Genomic DNA, 19292 nt, shown 5'->3' with positions numbered 1-19292 from the left:
TTTGGAGTGTTTAAATGCGTATTTTGGCTTTGTTCGCCTTTTGTGTGACTTTTTTATTTGCAGATTTAATCGATGTTTATAGAACACAAGGAATTGATGCTGTAAAAGAGAAACTTGAAAAACAACTACAAGAAAAGAGTTACTGGAATAACTTTTTAGAAAAAAAAGATGTAACATATGGTTATTATGAATCTACGAAATTTTTAATTTTAGTAGAAAAAGGTACAAAAGAGTTAAAAGTTTTAAAAAATATAAATAATCTTTTTTCACAAGTAGTTCAAGATGATGTAATAGTTGGAGAAAAATCAGGAGATAAGCAAGTTGAAGGTGATTTGAAAACTCCTGAGGGAGTATATGAATTAACTTCTAAACTTACAAAACTTGACTCATTTTATGGGCCACTTGCACTTGTGACTTCTTATCCAAATACTTTTGACAAAGCAATGAATAAAAAAGGTCATGGAATTTGGATTCATGGAATGCCCTTAGATGAAAAAAGAGAAGAGTTTACTCAAGGATGTATTGCTTTGGATAATCCAAACTTAATGAATTTGGATAAAAATATTAGCTTAAATGATGCTCTTGTTTTAATATCAGAAGCTAAAATTGAAAAAGTAAAAAAAGATGATATTAGTTCAATTTTATCATTTATTTATAAATGGAAAGACGCATGGAGAAAATCTGATATTGAAAGATACTTATCTTTTTATTCAAATGACTTTAAACGATATGATGGTTTGGATTTAGATGGTTTTTCACAATATAAAAAAAGAATTTTTTCAAGAAAAGAAGACAAAACTATTATTTTTTCAAATATAAATATTATACCTTATCCTAATTCACTAAATAAAAAAATGTATAAAGTTTTGATGGATGAAAAATATAGAACAAGAAATCATAAATTTGATGGTAAAAAAGAACTTTTTATTGAATTAAAAGATAATACGATAAAAATTCTAACTGAGGGATAAAAGTTTTTTTAACCCCTTTTTTGATATAATCGCACATTAACTATTAAATAACTTTTAAGGTAACAGATGCAAGAAAAAGAGATGAATATTGAAGAGATTGCACTAGCGCACTCTTTAACACTTGAGGAATTAGGTCAAATTAGAGATATTTTAAAAAGAGAACCAAATCACGTTGAAATTGGTGTCTTTTCTGCTATGTGGAGTGAGCATTGCTCATATAAATCAAGTAAAAAACACCTAAATGGTTTCCCTACAAAAGCTCCATGGGTTATTCAAGGGCCAGGTGAAAATGCTGGTGTTATTGATATTGGAGATGGCTATGCTGCTGTTTTTAAAATGGAATCACATAATCATCCTTCATTTATTGAACCTTATCAAGGTGCAGCTACTGGTGTTGGTGGTATCTTAAGAGATGTATTTACAATGGGTGCTAGACCAGTTGCAAATATGAACTCTATTAGATTTGCTGGAATTGAAGGTAATAGTGAAACTGCACAAAAACATAGATACTTATTAAGAGGTGTTGTTGCTGGTATTGGTGGATATGGTAACTGTATGGGAGTACCAACAATAGGTGGTGAAACAACTTTTGAAGAGTGCTATGCTGGAAATAACCTTGTAAATGCATTTACTTTAGGACTTGCAAAAGCTGATGAGATTTTTTTAGGAATTGCTGAGGGTGTTGGAAATCCAGTTATGTATGTGGGAAGTAAAACAGGAAGAGATGGACTTGGTGGAGCTGTTATGTCAAGTGCATCATTTGATGAAGATAGTGAATCAAAAAGACCAACTGTTCAAGTTGGTGATCCTTTTACTGAAAAACTACTTTTAGAAGCTTGCTTAGAGTTATTTAAAGAAGATTTAATTATTGGTATTCAAGATATGGGTGCTGCTGGACTTACTTCATCTTCATTTGAGATGGCAGGAAGAAGTAATAGTGGTATGATTATGCATCTTGACAAAGTTCCAGCAAGAGAAACTGGAATGACTCCTTATGATTTTATGCTTAGTGAGTCTCAAGAAAGAATGCTTATTTGTGCAAAAAAAGGTTGTGAGCAAAAAATTATTGATATTTTTGAAAAGTGGGAATTAGATGTTGCTGTTATTGGTGAAGTAACAAATACTGGAAATATGGAACTATTTTGGCATGGAGAAAAATGTGCTGAAGTACCTGTTCAACCAGTAAGTGAGCAAGCTCCTGTTTTAGATAGACCTGTAAAAGAGCCAGAATACTTAAAAGATATAAAAAATATATCACTAGATAAAAATATTTCAAATCAAGAAGCCTTTGATGTAATGTTTAGTGATATGGAAATTGTTGATAAATCTTGGGTATATGACCAATATGATTCAATGGTACAAACAAATACAGTTAAAGGACCAGGAAAATTAGATGGTTCTTCAATTAGAGTAAAAGAGACTGGAAAAGCTCTTTCTATGAGTGCTGATTGTAATACAAGATTTTGTTATATTGATCCAAAATTAGGTGCAAGTGCAGCGGTTATGGAATCAGGAAGAAATGTAGCAATGACAGGTGCAATGCCAAAAGCAATCACAGATTGTCTAAACTTTGGTAATCCTGAAAATCCAGAAGTTATGTGGCAGTTTGCACAAGCTTGCGAGGGTATTAAAGATGCTTGTAGAGAACTAATTACTCCTGTAGTTGGTGGAAATGTTTCACTTTATAATGAAACAAATGGTGTTGGAGTTTTCCCAACACCTTCAATTGCAATGGTTGGTGTAAATGATGATGCAAATAAAGTTTTACCATCAAGCTTACAAAATGAAGGAAACTTAATCTACTTACTTGGAGATACAAAATCTGAGTTTGGTGGAAGTTTATATATGAAAAAAATGTATGACAAAGTTGCTGGAGCTCATCCAGAAGTTGACTTTGAAAAAGAGTTAAAACTTTGGAATACAGTTATTGAAGCAAATAAACAATCACTTTTAGTATCTGCAAAAGATGTAAATGTTGGTGGTATTGCTGTTTCATTATCAAAGATGGCAGTTGTTGGAGATAAAGGAGTTGAGGTAAATGTTAAGCTTGATGATTCAAAAGATATTTTTTCTGAATCTTTAAGTAGAGCATTGGTGGAAGTAAAAACATCTAACAAAGAGGCATTTGAAGCAGTAGCAAAAGAGAATGAAATCTCTTTTGAACAAATAGGTGTGGTAAAAGGTAAATCAATTATTATCAATGATATACAAGTTGAGTTATCAAAAGCTAGTGATATATACTTTAATAAGTTCAAACAAGTTATTGAACAAGACTTGTAAGAACAAATCTTGCTAAAGCCAAACTCAAAATTGAGTTTGGCTTTTTTATTTTCTAAAATTTTATAGGGAGAACATTTTAATGAGAGCATTAATCAGTGTTAGTGATAAAAGTGGTGTTGAAAATTTCGCACGAGAGTTAGTAGGTTTAGGTTATGAAATAATTAGTACAGGTGGTACTTATAAAAAACTTCAAGAAGCAGGAATAGCTGTAATAGAAGCAGATGAAGTTACAAAATTTCCTGAGTGTTTTGAAGGAAGAGTTAAAACTTTAAACCCATATATCCATGGTGGAATTTTATATAGAAGAGATAAAGACTCACACAAAACACAAGCAAAAGAGCTTGGTGTTGAGGGTATTGATTTAGTGTGTGTAAATTTATATCCTTTTAAAGCCACTATTGAAAAAACAGATGATTTTGAACAAATTATTGAAAACATTGATATTGGTGGACCAGCTATGGTTAGAAGTGCTGCAAAGAACTTCGATAGTGTTATAATTGTAACTGATGTAGCTGATTATGATACTGTATTAAATAACCTTAAAAATGATACAAATACAGTTGAGTTTAGAAGAGATATGATGATTAAAGCATATGAGCACACAGCTGCCTATGACTCTATGATTGCAAACTATATGAACAAAAGATTCAACAATGGAATGGGTGCAAAACAATTTATCGTTGGTGAGAAAGTATTTGATACAAGATACGGTGAAAATCCACATCAAAAAGGTGCTTTATATGAGTTTGATAAACACCTATCAAATAAATTTATCACTTTAAAAGGTGAAGCTAGTTTCAATAACATGGGAGATATCTCAGGTGCTGCTAGAATAGCAAGTGCATTTGGTCATGAAAATGCAGTATGTATTGTAAAACATGGAAATCCATGTGGCTTTGCTATTAAAGATACACTACTAGAATCATACACACAAGCACTAAAATGTGACCCAATCTCTGCATTTGGTGGAGTTGTTGCAGTAAATGGAATAGTTGATTTAGACCTTGCAGTTAAAATGAATGAAATCTTTTTAGAAGTAGTTTTTGCAGCTGATTTTACACCTGAAGCTGAACAAGAACTAAATAAAAAGAAAAGAATCAAACTATTTAAACAAGGTACAAAAAAACTAGAACTTTCAAATGATGATTTTAACTTCAAAATTGTTGATGGTGGTTTTGTATATCAAGATGCTGATAAAGTAGAAGATGATGAAGTTAAAAATAGTGAACTAAAATCAAAAAGAGAAGCAACACAACAAGAAATAAAAGATATGGAAATAGCATATAAAGTAGCAAGTTTGACAAAATCAAACTGCGTAGTATATGTGAAAAACTCTGCAATGGTAGCTGTTGGTATGGGTATGACAAGTAGAGTAGATGCAGCAAAAGCAGCTTTAAGAAAAGCAGAAGATTTAGGACTTGATGTAAGTGGTTCAGTACTAGCAAGTGAAGCATTTTTCCCATTTAGAGATAGTATCGATGCAGCTCAAGAAGCTGGTGTAAAATGTGTAATCGAACCAGGTGGAAGTATAAGAGATGATGAGATTATACAAGCAGCCAATGAGTTCGAAATGGCACTTTATTTTTCAGGAAAAAGACACTTCTTGCACTAAAAAGAATGAAAGATTGTTTTTAGAAACAATCTTTCTTCGTAATCACTTTAAAAATTAAACTTTCTTTTATAATATAGTTTTTAAGATATCCTAACTTTTGAACTAATATACGATTAATAAAATAATATTTATTGTGTCATTATTAAATTCATAAAAATAACTAGGTAGCAACTAACCCCTTAAGTGATGTATATTAGTTGTTGATTTTAGGGTGTATTTTATATAATGTATCTTTAATAAATAGTTGAATGACAAAGCAATACTACAACTAGATTAAGCTAAAATCACATATTGAATTAAGAGGGCAAAAATGAAAATAAGTGAAATATTAAAAGATACAAACTATAAATTAACACAATTTAAATCTGAATACATAGAAGAAATAGAAACTTTAATTTTTGAAAAAGAGCTAAAAGGACATCAGGCTTATTATATAAACTGTTTAGTTAGAAAAAAAGATATAAAACTAACACCAGAAGAGATTGTAAGACAACTTTTTTTGCTATCACTTCACAAAGATTATGATTATCCTTATAATCGTATGCAAATAGAATTTTCAGTACATTTTGGAAGAGAAGTTAAAAGAGCTGATATAGTTATCATGGATAAGGTACAACCTACAGTTCCTTATATAGTAATAGAAGTAAAAAAACCAAAATTAAAAGATGGTAAAGAGCAGTTAAAAAGTTATTGTAACTCTACAGGTGCTACTATGGCTATATGGTCAAATGGTGAACAAACTGTATATTATCATAGAAAAGACCCAAATTATTTTGAACCAATTCCTGACATACCATCTTCTCATCAAAGTTTAAAAGATGTATTAAAAGAAGAGTTTAATATCCAAGACTTGATTAAAAAAGATATACTAAAAACTCAAAGAAGAAGCCTAAAAAATATAGTTTTGGATATGGAGGATGAAGTTTTAGCAAATGCAGGAGTTGATGTTTTTGAAGAAGTTTTTAAACTGATATTTATAAAACTTTTTGATGAACTTCAAAATACTAGAGGTTTTACAAAAAATCTTGAATTTAGAAATTATGGTGAGAGCGATAGAGAGTTAAAAGAAAAGATTGTAAATCTTTTCAGTCAAGCAAAAGAGCAATGGGGTGGAATATTTAAAGATGATGAAACAATAGATTTAACACCTTCTCATCTATCAGTTTGTGTTAGTTCTTTACAAGATGTAAAGCTATTCAACTCAAATCTTGATGTAATTGATGATGCTTTTGAATATCTAGTAAACAAAAATGCAAAAGGAGAAAAAGGGCAATACTTTACACCTAGATATGCTATTGATATGTGTGTAAGGATGTTAAATCCACAAGAGCATGAATATATGATTGACACAGCAGCAGGTAGTTGTGGTTTCCCTATCCATGCAGTTTTTGATGTATGGAGAAAAATATATAAAGAATTAGGTATTCCACTATCACATCTTTTAACAGCAGAAGAAAAACATCCTAGAGCTTTAAAATACGTAAAAGAAAAAGTATTTGGAATTGATTTTGATAAAAAGACTGTAAGAGTAGCTAGAATGTTAAATATCATTGCAGGAGATGGTCACACAAATGTTTTAAATATGAACTCATTAGATTTTGAAAGATGGGATGAAAATACAAAAGATGAAGAGTGGCAAGATACATATTTTGAGGGTTGGAAAAGACTTAAAAAACTAAGAGCAATAAAAAACGAAAATAAAGAATTTAACTTTGACATAGTAATGGCAAACCCACCTTTTGCAGGAGATATAAAAGAGAGTCGTATTTTACATAGATATGAACTAGGTAAAAAATCAAATGGAAAATACCAAACAAAAGTAGGAAGAGATATACTTTTTATAGAAAGAAATCTTGATATGCTTAAAAGTGGTGGTCGTATGGCTGTTGTTTTACCACAAGGAAGATTTAATAACTCTAGCGATAAACATATTAGAGATTATATAGCTGAACGATGTAGAATACTAGCAGTTGTTGGACTTCATGGAAATGTTTTTAAACCACATACAGGGACTAAGACAAGTGTCTTGATAGTTCAAAAATGGGATGATGAAATTTGTCCTAAAAAAGATGATTACAATATCTTTTTTGCAACTATGCAAAGTCCAAGTAAAGATAACAGTGGTGAGAAACTTTATGTAAAACAAAAATATGTTTCAATTTTTGAAAACCATAAGCTAATAAAATATACAAAAGAAGATTTTATAAATAAATACGGAAGTATTGATGAAGCTACAAAATATAAAATCAAAGATTCAGGTGAAATAATAAATGGAATAGAGTTTAAAAGAAGTGCTCTTACAAAAGATGATGTAATAAACTGGGTAAATCCTACAGAAGAGATAAATTTAGTTTTAGATAGTCACGATCATTTAATAGTTGACCACGATTTATTTAATCATGATGAATTTACACAAGATGGTATTGCAGAAGCTTTTAATGAGTTTGCTAAAAAGGAGAATCTAAGCTTTTCGGGAAAGTAAATAGCCCTTTTGATGAAGCTAAATATAAAGCTTTATTGGATGGGCTTGAAGTTGTTGAACTTAAACTTAGTAAGGTTTTAGAAGTTGATACTTTCAGATTAGATAGTGATTATGTACAAAAAAAGTATTTACACATAATGAATAATATTAAATCTAAAATTCACTTATTTAGTTCATTTTCAGATTTAAGTATAAAAGTAGACGCAAGTGCTTTTTATCCATCTCTTGAACCCTTTTATAATAAAGGAAATATTCCTTTTTTAAGAGTGGCTGATGTTGATACTCATATTAATTATGATAATTGTGTAAAAATACCGAAAGAAATTATTGAAGATGACAGTTTTAAAACATTGAAGGTAATTCATAAAGGTGATATTGTTATTACTAAAGGTGGTAGTATTGCGAGAGTTGGATTAATTGAACAAAATACTGCTGTTACTAGGGATTTGATTTTCTTAAACTCATCACAGTTATCTGAAGTAGACTATAAGTTTTTATATTTATACTTGCTATCCAATACAAGTTATAATCTAATGATTCGTTCTTCTTCTATGACTGCTCAACCTCACTTAACAATTGGACTTACAAGGGAACTACCTGTATTTAATCCTAATAATTCATTTAAACTAAAAGTTGTTGACATTTATAATTTATCAAAAGAAAAACTAGAACAAAGTAAAACTCTTTATAAACAAGCAGAAGAACTACTTTTAAAAGAACTTGATTTATTAGATTTTAAACCATCAAAAGAGCAAGTATCTATCAAATCATTTAGCGAAAGTTTTGGAACTAGTGGGCGACTTGATAGTGAGTATTATCAACCAAAATATGATGATGTTATTGAAAAAGTAACATCTAGTAAATATGATACATTAGGAAATATTGTAAATATACTTAAATCTGTTGAACCAGGAAGTGAAGCATATCAAGATAGTGGTATACCATTTGTAAGAGTTTCTAATCTTACAAAGTTTGGATTATCTAGTCCTGATATCCATTTATCAGAAAATTTATTCGATAATGAAACATTAGAAAAACTACAACCTAAGAGAAATACTATTTTATTATCAAAAGATGGAACAGTTGGAATAGCTTATAATATTAAAGATGATACAAATATTGTAACTTCTGGTGCATTACTGCATCTTACTCTAAAAAAAGATGATGTGTTACCTGAATATCTAACATTAGTTTTAAATAGTATTATCGTACAAATGCAGAGTGAAAGAGATGCAGGAGGTTCTATAATTAAACATTGGAAACCATCTGAAATAGCAGAGGTTTTAATCCCAATAATAGATATAAATATACAAACTCAAATAGAAGAAAAAATAAAAGAATCTTTTAAATTAAAAGAAGAATCAAAACAACTTTTAGAAGTATCAAAAAGAGCTGTTGAGATTGCTATTGAAGATGGGGAAAATGTATCTATGGAGTTTATTAATGCAAAAGTTTAAAATTTATAGAGATTCAATAGATATAGATTATTATGTATATTTTACAAAAGCTTATTTTGCATTTAATGCTTATCTTAAAGCTAAACATCCAACATTAACTGATTTAGATAAGATTCGAGAGATGGAAAATAGGGGTCGAAAAAATAGAAAAATAGGGGTCGGATGATAACGATAACTTAGTTTATATAAACAAAAGAATTATTAATATTCTTTAATTTCCAATTCTTAAGTTAATGCAAAAATGAATTTTAATTTACTGAAATTTTAGAATAATATCAAAAAGAATCAATCATCTATCAATTTACTTAAGTTTGCATCTAATAAATAGTTATAAACTTTAATATCAATATACTAAAAGAACATTCACAGTGTACAACTGCTAAAATTATGGGGTTATTACAAAGAAATAAGTAGTAGTATAAAACATACAATTCTTACAAACCTTAGATGAGGTAGTTATGTTAAAACTAACTTTATATGCTAGTAGTTTGCCATCAAGTTATAGTGGCATTAAAATCAATCAATCTTCTTATGGAAATATTCATGACTTATAAGCTTTGCAAGAACTTCAAAAAATTGCTTTTAGTCATCATGATAAGGTTTATTATTATAAGGATTTTAAATGGAAAAAATAATTATAGTTTATTCAACAACAGATAATTATACAATAAAGATTTGTAATAAAATTAAAGATGTTATTGAACAAAAAAGTAATAGTGTTACATTATTATCAATTGATAGTGAAAAAATCAATTTAAATCAATTTGATAAAATCATTATTGGCGCAAGTATTAGATATGGTAAACATAATAAAAAAGTATATGAATTTATAAAGAAAAACCAAGAGATTTTAGAAGAGAAAAAAAATGCCTTTTTCTCTGTAAATATTGTTGCAAGAAAACCAAATAAAAATACACCCGAAACGAATCCATATTTAGTTAAGTTTTTAAAACAGATATCATGGAAACCAAAAAATTTAGCTGTTTTTGGTGGAAAACTTGATTATCAAAAATATGGAGTTTTTAACAGACAAATGATAAGATTTATTATGTGGCTAACAAAAGGTGATACTGATCCTAAAAGTGTAATCGAATATACAAACTGGGATGAAGTAGATAGTTTTGCAAATTTAATTTGTAAGATGTAAGATACTTTACTCTTGACAATAGGGATTAAATTACATATATTCTATTTAGTAAAGGAGTTTTTGTGGAAAACTATTTTGATAAAGAGTTTGAATTAAGATTTTTTGAGATGAATAGATTAGGGGAAGCTTCGCCTATTGCTCTTTTGACTTTGCTTCAAGAAGCTGCTGCTGAGCATTGTCATTATGCTGGGCATAATCTTTTATCTTTGATGTCAGAAAATCTTGGATGGGTATTGTTATCTGGCGTGATGCAAATGCAACGCTATCCTTTGTATAAAGAAAAAATCATTATTAGAACTTGGATATCAAAATATCATGCTATTAGAGGGCTTAGAGAAAATATTATTTATGATGAAGACTACAATATCATAGGAAGAGCTAGAGGTTTATGGCTTTTTTATGATATAAAAAAAAGAAGACCTAAAAGAATACATCCAGACTTTTTAAAAAGGTGGTCATCATATAAATCAATATCTCTTGAACATGATATAAGTGATAAGATTGAAGCCCTTGACTCTTTTGAGTATAGAAAAGAGTTTAAAGTAAATATGTACGATACTGATACAAATAAACATGTTAATAATCTTAGATATTTACAATGGCTAATTGAATCAATACCTGATGAGGTACTAAATAACTACTATTTGTATTTTATTGATGGACGTTTTATCTCAGAAGCTCAATATGGTGATGTGATTTTATCTTCAACAAAAAAAGATAGTTCAGAAAACTCTTTTGTTCATACTATAAAAATCAAAGGCACAAATAAAGTTTGTGCCACGGGTAAAACCATATGGAAAAAAATAGATAAATAAGCTTTCTTTTGATTTTTCTAACTTTTAAATAATGAAAATTTGGATAAAATAATCAAAATTTATTTCTCAGGGCAAGGTGAGATTCCTTACTGGTGGTAACTATACAATATAGAAGTCCACGAGCGCTTTATTTTATAAAGGTCAGCAGATTTGGTGTAAATCCAAAACCAACAGTTAAAGTCTGGATGGAAGAGAAAATAATATATATCTTTTTTATTGTTAAAGTATAAGGATAGTATTTTTAAGTATTAGCCCTGATTCAATAAGTTTTACTTAAAACTAAAGGTATAACTAAAATGAATCAAAAAATTATGAATAATGATTTTAAATCAAAAATTGATGGTGCAATTAAAACCTTGCAAGAAGGCAAAGGTGTTATAGTTGTAGATGATTATGATAGAGAAAATGAAGCAGATATGATTTTTTCTGCACAAAATCTAACAAAAGAGCAAATGGCACTTTTAATAAAAGAGTGTAGTGGGATAGTTTGCTTGTGTTTAACAAAAGAAAAAGTTGATAAACTTAACTTACCAATGATGGTTCAAAATAATAACTCAAAATTTCAAACTCCATTTACTGTCTCAATAGAATCAAAAGATAATGTTACTACAGGTGTTTCTGCACAAGATAGAGTTACAACAATAAAGTCAGCTATTTCTAGTGATGGAGTATCTAAGATTGTTTCTCCTGGACATATATTTCCTTTAAGAGCAAATGAAAAAGGTGTTCTAGGACGTGCAGGACATACAGAAGCTAGTGTTGATTTGATGAAGTTATCTAATTTATCACCATATGCAGTTTTATGTGAAATTACAAATTCAGATGGAACAATGGCAAAAGCAGATGATATTCAAAAAGTTTCCAAAAAATATTCTATGCCTATTCTTAGTGTTGAAGATATAATTAATTATCGAAAAGAAATTGCAAGATAAATAGTTGAGCCTTTTAGGCCAACTATTTACTTATACAGACTTTAGTAGTTAAAACTCTGCACTTTCAACCCAGTTGTCTGGTTCTTGAATAAAATGAATAATCTCTTCTAAAATAGCTTTGTGTTTTACTTCTTCTTTTGCAATATTTATAAAAGCTGTTTTTTCATCTTCATTTTCTAGTTCTTGGGCTTTATCAATATAAAATTGGTATGAATCTTCTTCTCTTTTTATAGCATCTTCATAAAACTTAATTTGGTCTGCATCAAAACTTACATTTGCTCTTTGGGCATTTAAAGTTTCAAATATTGTTTTTGTATCTGTTGAAATATCAATTGCTTTGAAATCTGAGCCATCTTTATCTCTCATACTTTTAAAAACATTGTAGTGACTTACTTCTGCTTCTGCTAAAATATGAAATACTTTTTTCAAACCTTTATTTGGTGCTTTTGAAGCTAAGTGATTATAGTAAGCTTCACCATCTTTTTCAACTTTCATTGCATATTCATAAACATTCATAATAGTTCCCCTCTTATTAACTTAATCTTAGCTAAGATTATTCATGTTGTCAATATATTTATTTAATAATTTAAAGTAAAATAAAATAAAATGTGATTATAAAACATTGTTTGTTTTATGAAAAAGCCCTAGAATATATTATTAAGTTTTATATTTTAGAATTTATTATATACTTAAGTAGATCATTTAAGGATTTCTTTACAAGATGAAAACTATTATTTTATTACTAATATTTTTAATATTTCAAGTTTCATCTTTTGCTACAAATAAGTATTCTTTAAATAATAATATAAAATCAAATATAGACACACTAGCTAATCAATTAAAATATTTAACTTCAAATTATGATAAAAATAAAAAAGAGATTAGTGATTTATTAAGATTATATTATGATAACTATGAAAATATCATAGGTTTTGAAATAAAAAAAGATAAAAAATACTTGTTTAGTTCTTCAAGAAATGATGAGACTATAACTCTGCTTACAAATAAATCCTTTGATAAAACTTTATATAAAACTCCACAATTTTATAAAAAAGATATTATAAATAATAAAGATGAAAAAATAGGCGAACTTATTGTTTATTTTAAAGAAATTATCAAGTTTACAAGTGAAGAATTAAAATATTTAGAAAATAAAACAGTATTAAAAATACAAAATGATTCAAATTTACCTCCTTATAACTTCAATGAAGATGGCCTTGCAAAAGGTTATTCTATTGATTATATGAATCTTATTGCAAATAAACTTGCTATTGAAATAAAATATGTTCAAGGTAATTGGGATGATTTTATGAATATGCTAGAAAAAAATGAGATTGATTTGATGGTAAATATTTTAAAATCAAAAAAAAGAGAAGAGAGATTTCTTTTTACTAGTGATTCATATGTAAGCTCTCCCCTTGCAATTCTTACAAGAATTAATCATAAAGAAGTTCATACTTTCAAAGAACTTGAGGGTAAAACAGTGGCTTTAGTAAAGGGCTATCATAGTTATGATAGGGTTAAAAGTACTTATCCTAAAATCAATATTTATCCAACAAAAAATACATATGAGATGATAAATGCAGTAGCAAGCAATAAAGCAGATGCTTCATATGGCTTAAAAAGTGTATTGGATTATAATATAAATAAACATCTATTTACAAACTTAAAGACCATGAAAAACACTGATGATAAAGAGTTTGGCTTTTATTTTGCATTTAATAAAGATAATTATATATTAAAAAATATTATTGAAAAAGCACAAAAACAAATTAGCAAAGAAGAGCTAAACAATTTAAATTTAAAATGGTTTAAAAAAGTAAAAGTAACAAAGATAAAGAGTAAAGATTATTTATTTACTAAAGAAGAGATTGATTATTTAAATAAAGCCAAAAAAATAAAAATGTGTGTTGATCCAAATTATTTACCTTATGAATATATAAATCATGAGGGAAAATATGTTGGTATCATAGCAAATTTTATAACAAAACTTTCAAAAAATAGTGGAATTAATTTTGAGCTTATAAATACATCTTCATGGAGTAAATCATTAGAAGCAATAAAAGAGGGTAAATGTGATGTTTTACCAAATACAGGACAAACAATAAGTAGAAAAAAATATTTAAATTTTACACAAGACTATTTTAATTTTTCAAATGTAATAGCAACTAAAGATAATAAGATTTTTATAGATTCAATTGAGAAGTTAAAAGATAAGAAAATTGGTGTTATTAAAAACTACTCAATAGCAGAACGATTAAGATATCGATATCCTGATTTTAATTTTATTAATGTTGAAAATACACTAGATGGATTAAAAAAATTAAAAGACAATAAGATTTATGCTTTTGTAGATACTTTTCCATCACTTGCATATAATATGCAAAACTCTTCAATAACTGGTATAAAAATTTCTGGAAAAATAAGCATTAGTAGTAGTTCAAAAATAGCAATTAGAAAAGATAATATTATACTTCAAAAGATAATGAATAAAGCTATAAATTCAGTTAAGCCTCATGAAAAAGAGGAGCTTTTAAATAGATGGCTAACTGTAATAAAAGAAGAAAAAATAAATACAGAACTTCTAATAAAAATAGTTTCAATTATTGTATTAATATCTTTACTTATAATCTTATTTATTATTTATAAATCAAATAGAAAACTAAGCACACTAAATAAAAAATTAGAGAAAATATCACAAACTGATAAATTAACTTCTTTATATAACAGAACTAAATTAGATATGATTTTAGAGTTTGAATTTAAAAACAAAAAAAGATATAAAAAACCTTTATCTATTATTATAATTGATATAGACCATTTTAAACAAATAAATGATACCTATGGTCACTTAGTAGGAGATAAGATTTTAATTGAATTTTCAAATATATTAAAAGCAAATATAAGAGAGACTGATTTTATTGGAAGATGGGGAGGAGAAGAGTTTTTAGTAGTGCTTCCCTTTTCAAAAGAAGAAGATGCTTATAATTTAGCTTCAAAACTAAGAAAATTAATTGCTAAAAAACCTTTATATAAAAATATAAATGTTACAGCTAGTTTTGGAGTGGTTGAGTGTAAAGATTCAGATTGCAATAAAGCTTTATTAAATGCTGATAAAGCTTTATATGAAGCTAAGAATTCAAATAGAAATTGTGTGAAAGTATTTGTTGATTAAAATCTATTTTTGATACACTGCAAAAAAGTGTGGAATACTTGGAGTTTGATTATCATCATAGGCTAAAAAACTTTTCTCTTTTAATTTATATGTAATTTTAAATTCATCAATTTCACTTTTTAAAAGTGGTTTTGGAATTTCATCTTTTTTTTCATCTTCTTCTTTTGAACTTCTACATGAAACTAAGATATATCCATCTTTTGCTACTAAAGAACACATTGCTTTTTTTGCTTCTTTTCTATAGTTTCCTAAAAGAACTTGTATTGTATTACATTCATAAACTACATCAAAGTTTTCAAACCAGTCTTTTGGAAAATCAAATAAATTAGCAACTGTAAAATCTACTTTACTATTTGGATATCTATTTTTACATAAATCAATAGCTTTCTTTGAAATATCAAAGGCAATAACATCAAAACCAAAATCACTTAAAGCTTGTGCATCATCTCCAACGCCACAGCCAATTACACATGCTTTTTTATTAGTTTTTTTAATATGATTTTGTTTTAGCCATTTTATTAAATAAGCACTTGGTTCCAAATCAGCCCAGAAAACTTTTGTGTAATCACCTTTTGCACTTTCATAGACTTTATCAAACCAACCTGTTGGGTCATCTTTTTCTTGATATGATTTGACCATTTGTTTATATTTTTTTGGTGAAAAAAAGTCTTTATGTAAAAACTCTAACTCTTTCATATCTTACCTTTATTTTTAAAATGATTTTAACAGTAACTATCTTAATTTTTATATTGACTTATAGATATTACTAAGGTATGATGTTTTAATAAAGGAGTTTATTATGCGATTGCTTTTTCTCTTTTTCATTTTAAGTATTTCACTTTTTGCTTCAAATATAACGCATTTTGCTTATGATGGGGCTATCAATCCTGCCAGTAATGCTTTTGTCAAAAAGTCAATTTCATATGCAAAAAAACAAAACTCTCAACTTATAATTTTTGAGCTTAATACTCCTGGTGGATTACTATCTTCCACAAGAGATATAGTTTCACAAATTCTTAATTCAAAAATTCCAATTGTTGTTTATGTATCTCCAAAAGGTGCAAGAGCTGCAAGTGCTGGTACTTATATTTTATATGCTTCTCATATTGCAGCAATGACACAAGGTAGTAATGTAGGCGCTGCTACTCCTGTACAAATGAGTATGAAAGATGATGATAAAAAACCATCTGCTATAAAAACAAAAGCTATAAATGATGCAAGTGCTTATATTGAAAGCTTGGCAAAACTTAGAGGCAAAAATATTCAATGGGCAAAGAAAAGTGTAACTAAAGGTGCTAGTATTGACTCACAAAAAGCATTAGAATTAGGTGTTATAGATTTTGTGGCTGATGATTTAAATACACTTTTAAAAAAACTAGATGGCTTTGAAGTGAAAATTGATGATAAAAAAATTAAATTAAATACACAAAACAGCACATTGCAAACAGTAGAAGAGGGTTTTAAAATCAAGTTACTCTCTTATCTTTCCAATCCAAATATCGCTTATGGTTTAATGCTTTTAGCAATTTATGGGATTTTCTTTGAATTAATAAGTCCAGGTGCAATTTTTCCAGGTGTTACAGGTTTAGTAAGTGGTGCTTTAGCTTTATATGCATTTAATATTTTACCTTTTGATTATGCTGGTTTATTATTGATTTTTATTGGTGTATTTTTAATGACCATGGAAATTTTTATTGTTAGTTTTGGAGTATTTGCAATAGGAGGAGTTATTGCATTTGTATTTGGTTCTTTGATACTTTTTGATGAAAAAACATTGGGTGTAGATATATCTTTATCACTTATTGTAGCTTTTGTTTTAGTCAGTATTGCTATTTTTATTTACTTGCTTAAAATTATAATTGAACAAAAAGATCAAAAGGTAAAAACAGGAATAGATCAAATGAAATCAGCTACAGCAAAAGTTGTGAAAAAACAAGGTAATACTTACAAAGTTTCAATTCATTCAGAAATTTGGAATGCCATAAGTAAAGAAGAGATTAATGAAGGCGATGAAGTTATTGTCGAATCTATGGAAGGTTTGACACTTCATATAAAATCAAAGGAGTAAAAAATGTTTATGAGTATTATATATATTGTTTTTATTGTTGTTGCAATTTTAGCAGCATCGATTAGGATTTTAAAAGAGTATGAAAGAGGAGTTATTTTTACATTGGGTAGATTTACAGGAATTAAAGGTCCAGGTTTAATTATTATAATTCCTTTTATTCAAAAGATGGAAAAAGTAGATTTAAGAACAGTTGTACTTGATGTACCATCACAAGATGTTATTTCCCATGATAATGTTTCAGTAAATGTAAATGCGGTGGTTTATTTTAGAGTTATAGATCCTGAAAAAGCCATTATTCAAGTTGAGAGTTTTCATGATGCAACTTCACAACTTGCTCAAACTACTCTAAGATCAGTTTTAGGTGGACATGAACTTGATGAAATGTTAGCAGAAAGGGAAAAATTAAATGAAGATATTCAAGATATACTTGATAAACAAACTGATGCTTGGGGAATTAAAATCTCAAATGTTGAGATAAAACATATTGATTTAGATGAAAGTATGATAAGAGCTATTGCAAAACAAGCAGAAGCAGAACGTCAAAGAAGAGCAAAAGTTATTAACTCAAAAGGTGAACTTGAAGCAAGTCAAAATTTACTAGAAGCTGCAAATATTTTAGCTCAAAATCCTCAAGGTTTACAACTAAGATATTTACAAACATTAAGTGATATTTCAAGTGATAAAACAAATACAATTGTTTTTCCTTTTGGAAGTGAATTAGGTAAATTTTTTACACCAAAGAGTTAATTTAAAAACTCAAATCTAAGAAATAGAATATATTAAATTAATATATTCTATTTTACTTATAAATAAAAAAAGCTTCTTCGTAGTATAATTTCATGAAATTAACATATCTTTATAAAATAAAGCTTCATAAATAAGCTTTCTTACTTAACTTCTAGTTTATGTATTACAAAAGTTATATTAAATCATTATTTCAAAATTAAAAGAAGATAAATATGATATTGCAAAAAGAAAAAATTACAAACTTAATAATAAGAGTTCTTGTTTTTATAATAGGGCTTTTTATTATGGCATTAGGTGTATCCTTATCTGTAAAAGCTGACATTGGTGTATCTCCTATTTCTTGTGTTCCTTATATATATAGCTTGAAGTTTTCTTTAACTATAGGTGAATTAACAATTATTTTAAATGCTTTATTTATTTTAGTTCAAATGATAATATTGCGTAAAAAGTATAATATCTTTCAATTAGTACAACTTCCTGCTGTTATAGTTTTTGGATATTGTATTGATATGACTATGGTATTGATTGAAAACTTGTATCCTTCAAACTATGTAGAGCAATTATTATTGTGCTTATTTGCTTGTGTTGTTTTGGCATTTGGAATATTTCTTGTTGTAAAAACTAGACTTACTTATTTGCCTTTAGAAGGCTTGGTTATTGTTATTTCTCAAACATTCAAAAAAGAGTTTGGTAAAATAAAAATTTCTATGGATAGCTTGATGGTTGTTATAGGTTTGATAAGTTCATATGTATTTTTGTATAAATTAGAAGGAATAAGAGAGGGTAGTGTTATTGCTGCTTTATTAATTGGAACTTTAATCAAATTTTATAGTCATAAAATGCCAATATTTGAAAAATGGTTTGCAAATAAATCACCAAAAGAAACAGTTGTTAATAACCAAGATAATAAATATAATGATACTTTAGTAATAACTATTTCTCGTGAATTTGGTAGTGGAGGTCATGAGATTGGAAAATATATAGCAAAACACTTAGGTATTTCTTTTATTGATAAGCAATTGATTCGTTTAAGTGCAGAACAAACAGGTTATACAAAAGAGTATATACAAGAGAATGAACAAAAACTTACAAACTCACTAATTTATGACTTATATGAACAAAATTATGCTTATGTAAATGATGAACTACCACCAGAAGATGCAATATTTTTGGTTCAAAGTAAAATCATAAGAGAACTTTGTGCTAAAAAATCTTGTGTAATAGTAGGGCGTTGTGCTAATTTTATATTAAAAGATCATCCAAATTGTATTAATATTTTTATTCATGCAAATGATGAATATAGAATAGAAAAAATAAATAAAGATTATGGTGTAAAACCACCTTTTACAAAACATGATTTAGTTGTTTCTGATGAACAAAGAGCCAACTACTCTATACACTTTACAAATAAAGATTGGAGAGATGTTAGAAACTATCATTTTGCAATTGATAGTTCATTATATGGTTCAAAACAAAGTGCAAAAAAACTTATTAAACTTATAAATGGGGATATTAAATAAAAAATTTTATTATTTAGTTTAATTGTAACTTTACAATCTATAATTAATCTATATTAAAAACAATGTGATTATAATGAGCATATGTC

Annotated in this window: 15 protein-coding genes and 1 riboswitch; of the genes, 13 read left to right on the top strand and 2 right to left on the bottom strand. The window is 27.7% G+C overall.

Going from position 1 to position 19292, the window contains the following annotated elements:
* Nucleotides 1–14 precede the first annotated feature (14 nt).
* The 9 genes from AMRN_RS10485 to ribB all read left to right on the top strand — a co-directional run bounded on the left by AMRN_RS10485 (nucleotide 15) and on the right by ribB (nucleotide 11696).
* Nucleotides 15–971 carry a L,D-transpeptidase family protein gene (locus tag AMRN_RS10485; protein ID WP_099309955.1) on the top strand — a complete coding sequence of 319 codons (957 nt, stop codon included), beginning with the start codon at nucleotides 15–17 and terminating at the stop codon, nucleotides 969–971.
* 66 nt (nucleotides 972–1037) lie between these two features.
* Nucleotides 1038–3251, top strand: coding sequence for a phosphoribosylformylglycinamidine synthase subunit PurL (purL, locus tag AMRN_RS10480; RefSeq protein WP_099309956.1), 2214 nt, complete (start codon nucleotides 1038–1040; stop codon nucleotides 3249–3251).
* Nucleotides 3252–3330: 79 nt separating this feature from the next.
* Nucleotides 3331–4863, top strand: coding sequence for a bifunctional phosphoribosylaminoimidazolecarboxamide formyltransferase/IMP cyclohydrolase (gene purH / locus AMRN_RS10475; protein ID WP_099309957.1), 1533 nt, complete (start codon nucleotides 3331–3333; stop codon nucleotides 4861–4863).
* 310 nt (nucleotides 4864–5173) lie between these two features.
* A complete protein-coding gene (locus tag AMRN_RS10470) occupies nucleotides 5174–7345 on the top strand; it encodes a type I restriction-modification system subunit M (RefSeq protein WP_099309958.1) in 2172 nt (723 codons plus the stop codon).
* Between the two features lie 35 nt (nucleotides 7346–7380).
* The gene (locus tag AMRN_RS14245) at nucleotides 7381–8802 is read left to right on the top strand and encodes a restriction endonuclease subunit S (protein WP_099309959.1); all 1422 of its coding nucleotides are present in this window, start codon (nucleotides 7381–7383) and stop codon (nucleotides 8800–8802) included.
* Nucleotides 8789–8968, top strand: a complete 180-nt coding sequence (locus AMRN_RS10460; protein WP_099309960.1) for a hypothetical protein — start codon at nucleotides 8789–8791, stop codon at nucleotides 8966–8968. The genes AMRN_RS14245 and AMRN_RS10460 overlap by 14 nt, the downstream gene beginning before the upstream one ends.
* Nucleotides 8969–9424: 456 nt before the next feature.
* The gene (gene hemG, locus AMRN_RS10455) at nucleotides 9425–9949 is read left to right on the top strand and encodes a menaquinone-dependent protoporphyrinogen IX dehydrogenase (protein WP_099309961.1); all 525 of its coding nucleotides are present in this window, start codon (nucleotides 9425–9427) and stop codon (nucleotides 9947–9949) included.
* Between the two features lie 62 nt (nucleotides 9950–10011).
* Nucleotides 10012–10764, top strand: coding sequence for an acyl-[acyl-carrier-protein] thioesterase (locus tag AMRN_RS10450; RefSeq protein ID WP_099309962.1), 753 nt, complete (start codon nucleotides 10012–10014; stop codon nucleotides 10762–10764).
* Nucleotides 10765–10822: 58 nt separating this feature from the next.
* A riboswitch (FMN riboswitch) is annotated at nucleotides 10823–10965 on the top strand.
* Nucleotides 10966–11060: 95 nt separating this feature from the next.
* Nucleotides 11061–11696, top strand: coding sequence for a 3,4-dihydroxy-2-butanone-4-phosphate synthase (gene ribB / locus AMRN_RS10445; protein ID WP_228150778.1), 636 nt, complete (start codon nucleotides 11061–11063; stop codon nucleotides 11694–11696).
* 48 nt (nucleotides 11697–11744) lie between these two features.
* Here the strand turns inward: ribB and AMRN_RS10440 are convergent, their stop codons facing one another.
* Nucleotides 11745–12212 (bottom strand): ferritin family protein, encoded by a 468-nt coding sequence (locus AMRN_RS10440; RefSeq protein WP_099309963.1) that lies wholly within the window; start codon nucleotides 12210–12212, stop codon nucleotides 11745–11747.
* 205 nt (nucleotides 12213–12417) lie between these two features.
* Here AMRN_RS10440 and AMRN_RS10435 point away from each other — a divergent pair, with 205 nt between their 5' ends.
* Complete coding sequence (locus AMRN_RS10435) at nucleotides 12418–14871, top strand: transporter substrate-binding domain-containing diguanylate cyclase (RefSeq protein ID WP_099309964.1); 2454 nt, start codon at nucleotides 12418–12420, stop codon at nucleotides 14869–14871.
* Nucleotides 14872–14874: 3 nt separating this feature from the next.
* On the opposite strand, the gene AMRN_RS10430 is transcribed toward AMRN_RS10435, so the two are convergent.
* A complete protein-coding gene (locus AMRN_RS10430; protein WP_099309965.1) occupies nucleotides 14875–15567 on the bottom strand; it encodes a class I SAM-dependent methyltransferase in 693 nt (230 codons plus the stop codon).
* A 103-nt stretch (nucleotides 15568–15670) separates the two neighbouring features.
* On the opposite strand from AMRN_RS10430, the gene AMRN_RS10425 reads away from it, so the two are divergent.
* The 3 genes from AMRN_RS10425 (at nucleotide 15671) to AMRN_RS10415 (ending at nucleotide 19206) form a co-directional block, all read left to right on the top strand.
* Nucleotides 15671–16939, top strand: a complete 1269-nt coding sequence (locus AMRN_RS10425) for an NfeD family protein (RefSeq protein ID WP_099309966.1) — start codon at nucleotides 15671–15673, stop codon at nucleotides 16937–16939.
* A gap of 3 nt (nucleotides 16940–16942) precedes the next feature.
* A complete protein-coding gene (locus tag AMRN_RS10420; protein WP_099309967.1) occupies nucleotides 16943–17686 on the top strand; it encodes a slipin family protein in 744 nt (247 codons plus the stop codon).
* A gap of 212 nt (nucleotides 17687–17898) precedes the next feature.
* Nucleotides 17899–19206 carry a cytidylate kinase family protein gene (locus tag AMRN_RS10415; RefSeq protein ID WP_196778508.1) on the top strand — a complete coding sequence of 436 codons (1308 nt, stop codon included), beginning with the start codon at nucleotides 17899–17901 and terminating at the stop codon, nucleotides 19204–19206.
* The last annotated feature ends 86 nt before the right edge of the window (nucleotides 19207–19292 follow it).

This window comes from Malaciobacter marinus (assembly GCF_003544855.1).
In the GTDB taxonomy this organism is placed as follows: Bacteria; Campylobacterota; Campylobacteria; order Campylobacterales; family Arcobacteraceae; genus Malaciobacter; species Malaciobacter marinus.
This window is presented reverse-complemented; position numbering and strand designations above follow the sequence as displayed.

Excerpts from the sequence above, each read along its gene's own strand:
- purH (WP_099309957.1), top strand. The coding sequence starts at position 3,331 with ATGAGAGCATTAATCAGTGTTAGTGATAAAAGTGGTGTTGAAAATTTC.
- AMRN_RS10460 (WP_099309960.1), top strand. The coding sequence starts at position 8,789 with ATGCAAAAGTTTAAAATTTATAGAGATTCAATAGATATAGATTATTAT.
- purL (WP_099309956.1), top strand. The coding sequence starts at position 1,038 with ATGCAAGAAAAAGAGATGAATATTGAAGAGATTGCACTAGCGCACTCT.
- AMRN_RS10440 (WP_099309963.1), bottom strand. The coding sequence starts at position 12,212 with ATGAATGTTTATGAATATGCAATGAAAGTTGAAAAAGATGGTGAAGCT.
- ribB (WP_228150778.1), top strand. The coding sequence starts at position 11,061 with ATGAATCAAAAAATTATGAATAATGATTTTAAATCAAAAATTGATGGT.
- AMRN_RS10420 (WP_099309967.1), top strand. The coding sequence starts at position 16,943 with ATGTTTATGAGTATTATATATATTGTTTTTATTGTTGTTGCAATTTTA.
- AMRN_RS10430 (WP_099309965.1), bottom strand. The coding sequence starts at position 15,567 with ATGAAAGAGTTAGAGTTTTTACATAAAGACTTTTTTTCACCAAAAAAA.
- hemG (WP_099309961.1), top strand. The coding sequence starts at position 9,425 with ATGGAAAAAATAATTATAGTTTATTCAACAACAGATAATTATACAATA.
- AMRN_RS10470 (WP_099309958.1), top strand. The coding sequence starts at position 5,174 with ATGAAAATAAGTGAAATATTAAAAGATACAAACTATAAATTAACACAA.
- AMRN_RS10485 (WP_099309955.1), top strand. The coding sequence starts at position 15 with ATGCGTATTTTGGCTTTGTTCGCCTTTTGTGTGACTTTTTTATTTGCA.
- AMRN_RS10425 (WP_099309966.1), top strand. The coding sequence starts at position 15,671 with ATGCGATTGCTTTTTCTCTTTTTCATTTTAAGTATTTCACTTTTTGCT.
- AMRN_RS10435 (WP_099309964.1), top strand. The coding sequence starts at position 12,418 with ATGAAAACTATTATTTTATTACTAATATTTTTAATATTTCAAGTTTCA.
- AMRN_RS10415 (WP_196778508.1), top strand. The coding sequence starts at position 17,899 with ATGATATTGCAAAAAGAAAAAATTACAAACTTAATAATAAGAGTTCTT.